Source organism: Streptomyces sp., assembly GCF_031178505.1.
In the GTDB taxonomy this organism is placed as follows: Bacteria; Actinomycetota; Actinomycetes; order Streptomycetales; family Streptomycetaceae; genus Streptomyces; species Streptomyces gulbargensis.
The window spans coordinates 1-7,279 of sequence record NZ_JAPSIW010000327.1 but is presented as its reverse complement, the minus strand read 5'-3'; the positions used below and the strand labels follow the sequence as shown (position 1 = coordinate 7,279).

Genomic DNA, 7,279 nt, shown 5'->3' with positions numbered 1-7,279 from the left:
CCCGCCCCCACCCGCGGAGACGGAAACGTCGTGGGGATTCCCCGCGGAGCGGGCCGATTGACGGCCTTCCGCGGGGAACCCATGGTGGGCCCATGGACTCCTTGGACCAGCCGCTCGGCGGCGCCGAGTTCGCGCCCGCGCGGACCTATCTGAACACCGCGGCCTGCGGGCTGCTGCCCCGCCGCACCGTCGAGGCGATCACCCTCCTCGCCCAGGAGACGGCCGCCGGCCGGCCGGACGGTCCCGGCAGCTTCGACCTCGTGGACGAGGCCAGGGCCGGCTTCGCCCGGCTCGTCGGGGTGGACCACGAGCGGGTGGCCGTCGGCAGCTCGGTCGCCGTGCACTGCGGCATGATCGCCCAGTCCCTGCCGGCCGGTTCCGAAGTCCTCCTCGTGGAGGGCGAGTTCGCCTCGCTCGTCACCCCCTTCACCGTACGCGGGGACCTCAGGACCCGGTTCGTACCCCTGGAGCGGCTCGCCGACTCCATCGGTCCCGGGACCGCGCTCGTCGCCTTCGCCGCCGTCCAGTCGGCGGACGGCCGCACGGCCGACCTCGCCGCGATCCGGGCCGCCGCGGCCGCCCACGGCGCCCGGACGCTCCTGGACGTCACGCAGGCGGCCGGGTGGCTGCCGCTGCGCGCCGGCGACTGGGACCACACGGTCGCCGGCGCCTACAAGTTCCTGCTCTGCCCGCGCGGCGCGTCCTTCCTCACCGTCACGGAGGAGGCGCAGGAGTTCCTGTCACCGATCCACGCCGGCTGGGTGACGGGGGAGGAGCTGTGGGGCAACATCTACGGCCCGGTCCGTGAACTCGCCCGCTCCGCCCGCCGGTTCGACGAGCCCGCCGCCTTCTTTCCCTACCACGGGGCGGCCCGCTCGCTCGCCCTCCTCGAAGAGATCGGCGTCGACCGGATCGGGACCCACGCGCGAGGTCTCGCGGCCCGTTTCCGCGCCGGTCTGGCCACGATCGGCAAGGCCTCGGTCCCCGGCGACTCCCCGGTCGTCGCCGTTCCTGGCCTCGGGCACCGCGCGGACGCCCTGCGGGACGCGGGGGTGCTGCTCTCCGCCCGGGCGGGCCACCTGCGGGCCTCGTTCCACCTCTACAACACCTCGGCGGACGTGGACCGCGCCCTGGACGTCATCGCCGGCTGAGCGGGGAACGAAGGAGCGGCGGGGGCGGGGGAGCGGCGGGAACGAAGGGCTGCGGGGCGGTCGGGACGGTGGCGGTCCCGCCGAGGAGCCCTCCCGCCGGCCCACCTCCGCCGCTCAGCACACGCCGGTCCGGCCCCCCTCGGCCGTTCGGCACGCGCCGCTCTCGACCGCCTCCGCCGCCTCCGCGGCCAGGTTCTCCGCGAGGACGCCCAGGAGCCGGGCCAGTTCCGTGCTCTCGGCCGGCGTCAGGCCCGTCAGGGAGGTCCGCTCCAGGTCGGACCAGGCCTCCTCGACGCCGGTGCGCAGGGCGTCGCCCTTCTCCGTGGACTCGACGAGGACGGCGCGCCGGTCGGCGGGGTCGGGGCTGCGACGGACGTAGCCGCACTGTTCGAGCCGCTGGAGCATCTTCGTCACCGTGGACGGGTCCACGCCCAGGAACTGGATCAGCTCGGACTGGCGGGCGGCGCCGCTGTCCCACAGGCGCATCATCATCAGCTCCTGCCCGGGGTAGAGCCCCAGCTCGCGCAGCCGCCGTCCCATGGCGATGCGGTGCATGCGGGAGACCCGGGCCAGGGCGTGGCCGACCGGGCCGCCGCGGGCCGCGGACGGCGGGGACGCGGGGCAGACGGCTTCGACACCGGACATGGGGGCTCCTCGGATGGCTCACCCACCAGATTACCTTGGTCGGCCAATCAATGGGTTACAGTGACAACGGCCCGATTAATTGGCCGACCACATATTCATGTGAGGGGAACCGTCATGCCCACTGCCTTCGACCCCGTCGACCTCGCCGGAACCCGCCTCGCCAACCGCATCGCGATGGCGCCCATGACCCGCAGCCGCGCCGACGGCGCGACCCGCACCCCCACCCCGCTCGTCGCCGAGTACTACGCCCAGCGCGCCTCCGCCGGGCTGATCGTCACCGAGGGCGTCCAGCCCGTCCCCGGCGGGCAGGGCTACCCCGACACCCCGGGCCTGCACAGCCGCGAGCAGATCGCCGCCTGGCGCGAGGTCACCGACGCCGTCCACGCCCGCGGCGGCCGGATCTTCGCCCAGCTGATGCACGCCGGCCGCATCGGCCACCCCGACCTGCTCGACGGCGACCTCCACCCGGTCGGCCCGTCCCCGGTCGCCGCCGCGGGCCGCGTCTTCACCCACGAGGGCCCCAAGGACTTCGTCACCCCGCGCGAACTCACCGGCGAGCAGGTCCGCGAGACGATCGACGGCTTCGCCTCCGCCGCCCGCAACGCCGTCGAGGCCGGCTTCGACGGCGTCGAGATCCACGGCGCCAACGGCTACCTGGTTCAGCAGTTCCTCGCCTCCGGCTCCAACCACCGCACCGACGAGTGGGGCGGCCCGGTCGAGCACCGCGTCCGCTTCGCCGCCGAGGTCGTCAAGGCCGTCGCCACCGAGATCGGGCCCGAACGCACCGGCCTGCGCATCTCCCCGGCGGGCACCTTCAACGACATCACGGAGACCGAGACCGAGGAGCTCTACCAGGCCCTCCTCGCCGCGATCGAGCCCGTCGGCATCGCCTACCTCCACGTCCTGGAGACCGGCCCGGAGCGCCGCCCCCTCACCCTCGACCTGCGCAAGCGGTTCGCCGGGACCTTCGTCCTCAACCCGGCCACCGAGGGCCCCACCGACGCCGAGTCCCTCGCCCTCGTCGAGGACGGCACCGCCGACCTGATCGCCTTCGGCCGCCTCTTCATCGCCAACCCGGACCTGCCCGCGCGGCTGCGCGCCGGAGGCCCGTACAACCCGCTCGACGAGACGACGATGTACGGCGGCGACCACCGCGGCTACACCGACTACCCCGCCCTGTAACGGGATTCGTCCGCCAGGGGCGGGACGACGGGCCGGGACCCGGGTACGCGACGGGGCGGGGCCCGGACACCGGACCCCGCCCCGTTCCCGTACCGCCTACGCCGCCCAGGCCTCCGTCACGGCCCGGCGCGCGCCCTCCAGGTCCACCGGGCGGCCCGACTCGCCGAGCGCCGCGCCGAGTGCCGCCAGGGAGGACTGCACCGCGCCCGGAGTCGCGTCGACCCCGTAGTGGTTGACCCGGATCATCTCGCCCGACAGCGCGCCGCCGCCCGCGATCAGCGGCAGCGACGGGTCCGCCGCCAGGGCCTTCGCCACCAGCTCCGCCGCGTCCACGCCGGCCGGGGCGCGCAGCGTCGTCGCGACCGGCGCCGCGTCCCTCGCCTCGTACACGTACGGTTCGAGCCCGCCGCCGAGCGCCAGCGCACCCGCCCGGGTCGCCGCCGCGGCGGAGGCGTGCCGGGCCATCAGCGCGTCCAGGCCCTCCGCCTCGATCCGCTCCAGACAGGCCTCCAGGGCCAGCATCTCCAGCTGGGCGGGGGCGTGCAGCAGCGCCTTGCGGCCGCCGTCGATCCAGCGCTCCTTCCAGTCCAGGAGGGAGAGGTACGAGCGGCGCGGAGCGGCCGGGTTGGCGGCGAACCGCTCCCAGGCCCGCTCGCTCACCGACACCGCCGAGACACCCGCCGGGCCGCCCATCGCCTTCTGCGCGCCGATGATGCACATGTCCACGCCCCAGGCGTCCGGCAGCACCGGCTCCGCGCCGATCGACGCCACCGCGTCCAGGTAGAACAGCGCACCGTGCGCCCGCACGACCTCGCCGATCTCCGCGACGGGGTTGGTGTTGCCGGTCGCCGCCTCCGCGTGCACCAGGGACACGAAGTCGATCTCCGGGTGCTCGGCGAACGCCCGCTCCACCTGCTCCGCCGTCACCGCCGTGTGGAACGGCACCTCCAGGTCGACCACGGTCGCCCCGCAGTCCCGCAGCCAGTTGCCGAAGGTCTGCCCGTACGGACCCGTCACCACGTTCAGTGCCGTCGAACCGGCCCGCGCCCCGCTGCGGATGCACCCCTCCAGGGGCAGCAGCGCCTCGCCCTGGGTGATCACCACGTCCTGCTCGGTGGAGAGCAGCGCGGCCACCCGGCGCTCGATCGACGCGAAGTGCGCGGCGGTCAGCGGGGCCAGGTCCAGGAGCGGATGTGTCACGGTCACGGTGGTGCCTTCTCGACTCGGTGCGGCGCGGGCCCGCGGCGGGGCCCTGTCCCGCACAGGTTACCGAGCGACACCCGTCCCGCCCCGCGCGGCCGCCCTCGTACAGTGCAGACATGAGCGATCACGTGGTGCTGCATGTGAAGGGGCGGGTGCTCGTCGGCCCGGAGGACGTACGGGACGAACTGTGGTGCGTGGGCGGGCGGATCACCTTCGACCGGCCCGCGGCCGAGGCGGTGACCGTCGAGGGCTGGGCGCTGCCCGGTCTCGTCGACGCCCACTGCCACGTCGGCCTGGACCGGCACGGGCCCGTCGACGAGGCCACCAGCGAGAAGCAGGCCCTCACCGACCGGGACGCCGGCACGCTCCTGATCCGCGACGCCGGCTCGCCCTCCGACACCCGCTGGATCGACGCCCGCGAGGACCTCCCGAAGATCATCCGCGCCGGCCGGCACATCGCCCGCACCCGCCGCTACATCCGGAACTACGCCCACGAGATCGAGCCCGCCGACCTCGTCACCCACGTCGGCCGGGAGGCGCGTCGCGGCGACGGCTGGGTCAAGCTCGTCGGCGACTGGATCGACCGCGAGGTCGGCGACCTCACGGCCTGCTGGCCGCGCGCCGAGGTCGAGGCGGCCATCGCCGAGGCGCACCGGCTCGGCGCCCGCGTCACCGCGCACTGCTTCGCCGAGGACGCGCTGCGCGACCTCGTGGAGGCGGGCATCGACTGCGTGGAGCACGCCACCGGGCTCACCGAGGAGACGATCCCCCTCTTCGCCGAGCGGGGCGTCGCCATCGTCCCCACCCTGGTCAACATCGCGACCTTCCCGCACCTCGCCGACGGTGGCGAGCAGAAGTTCCCCCGCTGGTCCGCCCACATGCGCCGGCTCCACGAGCGCCGGTACGACACGGTCCGCGCGGCCTTCGACGCCGGCGTCCCGGTCTTCGTCGGCACCGACGCGGGCGGCTCCCTCGCCCACGGCCTGGTCGCCGAGGAGGTGGAGGAACTGACCCGCGCCGGCATCCCCCCGGTCGACGCCCTCTCCGCCACCACCTGGGCCGCCCGCTCCTGGCTCGGCCGCCCCGCCCTGGAGGAGGGCGCCCCGGCCGACCTCGTCGTCTACGGCGAGGACCCCCGCGCCGACGTCCGCGCCCTCGCGGCCCCCCGCCGGGTCGTCGTCAACGGACGGATCGTGGTCTAGGGGCCCGCCCCGGGCGTCAGGGCCGGGTGAGGAAGGCGAGCCGGGCCTTCTTCTCCGGGATGAAGACCTCCGGCAGGTCCACCTCCGGCAGGACGACCTCCGGGCCCGGCTCGAAGCCGGCGCGCACCATACGGGCGATCGCCTTCTCGTTGGCCGCGTCGGGCTCCACCACGATCCGGGTGTGGTCCTTCAGGCAGAAGTCGACCAGCGCGCCGAGCAGCCGCCCGGTGAAACCGGGCTCGTGGGCCGTGCCCGGGGCGATGAGGAGGTGGACGCCGATGTCACCGGGCCGTACCTCGTAGCACTCGTTCACACGGTCGGCCGCCGGGTCGTACGTCTGGAAGAGGCAGACCGGCTCGCCGTCCCGCAGGACCAGGAAGCCGTGGTGCGTCGTGAGCGAGTCCAGGTGCGCGTAGATGTCGCGGACCTGCTCGACGGTGGTGCCGACCATGCCCCAGAAGCGCGCCCGCTCCTCGTTGACCCAGCCGTGGAGCAGCGGCGCGTCGCGGTCCGGGTCGATCGGCCGGACGGTGACGGTGCCGAGACCCTCGACGGTCTGCACGTGTACGGGGGTGGTCATCCCTGCTCCTTGGTGAGGTGGTTCCAGTCGGTGGTGACGGGGGCGAGTTCGCCCCGCAGCCACAGGGGGAGCTGGTCGCGGTGGTGCGGGTCGCCGGGCACCCCGGACGCCCCGAACGGCACGATCCAGCCACTGCGTTCGCGGTCCGCGAGGTCCCAGACGTAGCGGGCGGCGGAGGCGCGGGCGCTCCGGTCCGTGTAGCCGGGCACGCTGGAGGTCGAGAACACGCAGTCGTGGTCACCGCCGAGTCCCGGCCACACCGCGTCGTCGGGTTCGGGCAGCGCCTGCCAGGGGGCGAGCCGGTGCGTGGCGCCCCAGGCGGCGGGCGGCTCCCCTGCCGCGACCTCCGCCAGGGCCTCGCGCACGATCCGGTCGACGTCGGCGGGCGGTACGGGACCGGAGACGAGCAGCGTCTCCAGGGCCAGCCCCACCCGGGGCCCGAGCGCCAGCCAGGGCCGGAACAGCTCGGGGCACGGGGCCGGTTCGCGCAGCGCCGCGAAGGCCTCGTGGGCGGCGAGGCGCCGGACGACGGCGCCGCGTACGGCCGCGTAGAGCCCCGCGTCGGTGCTGTCGGCCTCCATCCGCCGGTCCCAGCCGAGCAGCCGGTCCCGTACGGCCGAGGCGGCGGGGGAAAGGCCCTCCCCGGCGCGCCGCACCGCCTCCAGGAGCCGGGCCGCCGAGGGGGTGTCGGTGTCGCGGTGGACGGCGGCCGTCGCCTCGGGGGTCCAGGCGTCCGACGCGCTCAGCAGCGCGTCGATGCGGGCCGCCCGGTGCGGTGGCGCGAACTCGACGCCCAGCGGCGCGGCGAGGCCCCGGGCGTTGGCCATCACGGCGTGGCCCCGGACCTCGGCGCGGGGGAGCGGCGCGGGCCGGGGAGCCCACGCGTGGGCCGGGTCCCAGGCCGGTACGAGCCGCAGGGAGTTGCGCCGGTCGCGTACGGGGACGTGGCCGGCGACCCGGTGCAGGAGACCGCCCCGGGTGTCGGCGGCCTGGACGACGTTCACCGGTTCGACCCAGCGGTCGAGCGCGGCGTCCACGTCCTCGACGGTACGGGCCCGGAGCAGCGCGGGCAGGGTCCCGAAGCCGAGCTCCCCGGTGACGCGCGGCGGGTGGCGCAGGCTGACCGCCTCCCACTCGCCGGGTCCGGGCGGCGTGAGGTCCCCGCCGCGGGGGACGCCGCCGTCGCCGGACCGGTCGCTTCCGGTCCCGGAGCCACTGGTGCCCGCCTCCGGGCCGTCCTCCGCGCCGATGATCACCGGGCCGCGGTCCGTCTCGATCACCTCGACGGTGACCGGCTCGCCGTCCAGGACCGTCAC

General features: G+C 75.3%; 7 protein-coding genes. 3 read left to right on the top strand and 4 right to left on the bottom strand.

What is annotated here, in order from left to right; all coding sequences use genetic code 11:
• Nucleotides 1–92: 92 nt before the first annotated feature.
• Nucleotides 93–1,151 (top strand): aminotransferase class V-fold PLP-dependent enzyme, encoded by a 1,059-nt coding sequence (locus RIF68_RS20780; RefSeq protein WP_309052790.1) that lies wholly within the window; start codon nucleotides 93–95, stop codon nucleotides 1,149–1,151.
• Nucleotides 1,152–1,265: 114 nt separating this feature from the next.
• On the opposite strand, the gene RIF68_RS20775 is transcribed toward RIF68_RS20780, so the two are convergent.
• On the bottom strand, nucleotides 1,266–1,796 hold the full coding sequence (locus RIF68_RS20775) for a MarR family winged helix-turn-helix transcriptional regulator (protein WP_309052789.1): 531 nt from the start codon (nucleotides 1,794–1,796) through the stop codon (nucleotides 1,266–1,268).
• Nucleotides 1,797–1,910: 114 nt separating this feature from the next.
• Between RIF68_RS20775 and RIF68_RS20770 the strand changes: the two genes are divergently transcribed.
• Nucleotides 1,911–2,978 carry an alkene reductase gene (locus RIF68_RS20770; protein ID WP_309052788.1) on the top strand — a complete coding sequence of 356 codons (1,068 nt, stop codon included), beginning with the start codon at nucleotides 1,911–1,913 and terminating at the stop codon, nucleotides 2,976–2,978.
• A 96-nt stretch (nucleotides 2,979–3,074) separates the two neighbouring features.
• Here the strand turns inward: RIF68_RS20770 and RIF68_RS20765 are convergent, their stop codons facing one another.
• Nucleotides 3,075–4,178: an aminotransferase class V-fold PLP-dependent enzyme gene (locus RIF68_RS20765; protein ID WP_309052791.1), complete on the bottom strand. Its 1,104-nt coding sequence runs from the start codon at nucleotides 4,176–4,178 to the stop codon at nucleotides 3,075–3,077.
• 119 nt (nucleotides 4,179–4,297) lie between these two features.
• Here RIF68_RS20765 and RIF68_RS20760 point away from each other — a divergent pair, with 119 nt between their 5' ends.
• Complete coding sequence (locus tag RIF68_RS20760; RefSeq protein ID WP_309052787.1) at nucleotides 4,298–5,383, top strand: amidohydrolase family protein; 1,086 nt, start codon at nucleotides 4,298–4,300, stop codon at nucleotides 5,381–5,383.
• Between the two features lie 16 nt (nucleotides 5,384–5,399).
• On the opposite strand, the gene RIF68_RS20755 is transcribed toward RIF68_RS20760, so the two are convergent.
• Together RIF68_RS20755 and RIF68_RS20750 are read right to left on the bottom strand one after the other, a co-directional pair.
• Nucleotides 5,400–5,963 carry a GNAT family N-acetyltransferase gene (locus RIF68_RS20755; protein ID WP_309052786.1) on the bottom strand — a complete coding sequence of 188 codons (564 nt, stop codon included), beginning with the start codon at nucleotides 5,961–5,963 and terminating at the stop codon, nucleotides 5,400–5,402.
• The coding region (locus tag RIF68_RS20750; RefSeq protein WP_309052785.1) for a penicillin acylase family protein at nucleotides 5,960–7,279 on the bottom strand (1,320 nt) is incomplete at its 5' end. The genes RIF68_RS20755 and RIF68_RS20750, both read right to left, overlap by 4 nt.

Coding starts and splice junctions, on each gene's coding strand:
- RIF68_RS20755 (WP_309052786.1), bottom strand. CDS start 5,963: ATGACCACCCCCGTACACGTGCAGACCGTCGAGGGTCTCGGCACCGTC.
- RIF68_RS20760 (WP_309052787.1), top strand. CDS start 4,298: ATGAGCGATCACGTGGTGCTGCATGTGAAGGGGCGGGTGCTCGTCGGC.
- RIF68_RS20775 (WP_309052789.1), bottom strand. CDS start 1,796: ATGTCCGGTGTCGAAGCCGTCTGCCCCGCGTCCCCGCCGTCCGCGGCC.
- RIF68_RS20770 (WP_309052788.1), top strand. CDS start 1,911: ATGCCCACTGCCTTCGACCCCGTCGACCTCGCCGGAACCCGCCTCGCC.
- RIF68_RS20780 (WP_309052790.1), top strand. CDS start 93: ATGGACTCCTTGGACCAGCCGCTCGGCGGCGCCGAGTTCGCGCCCGCG.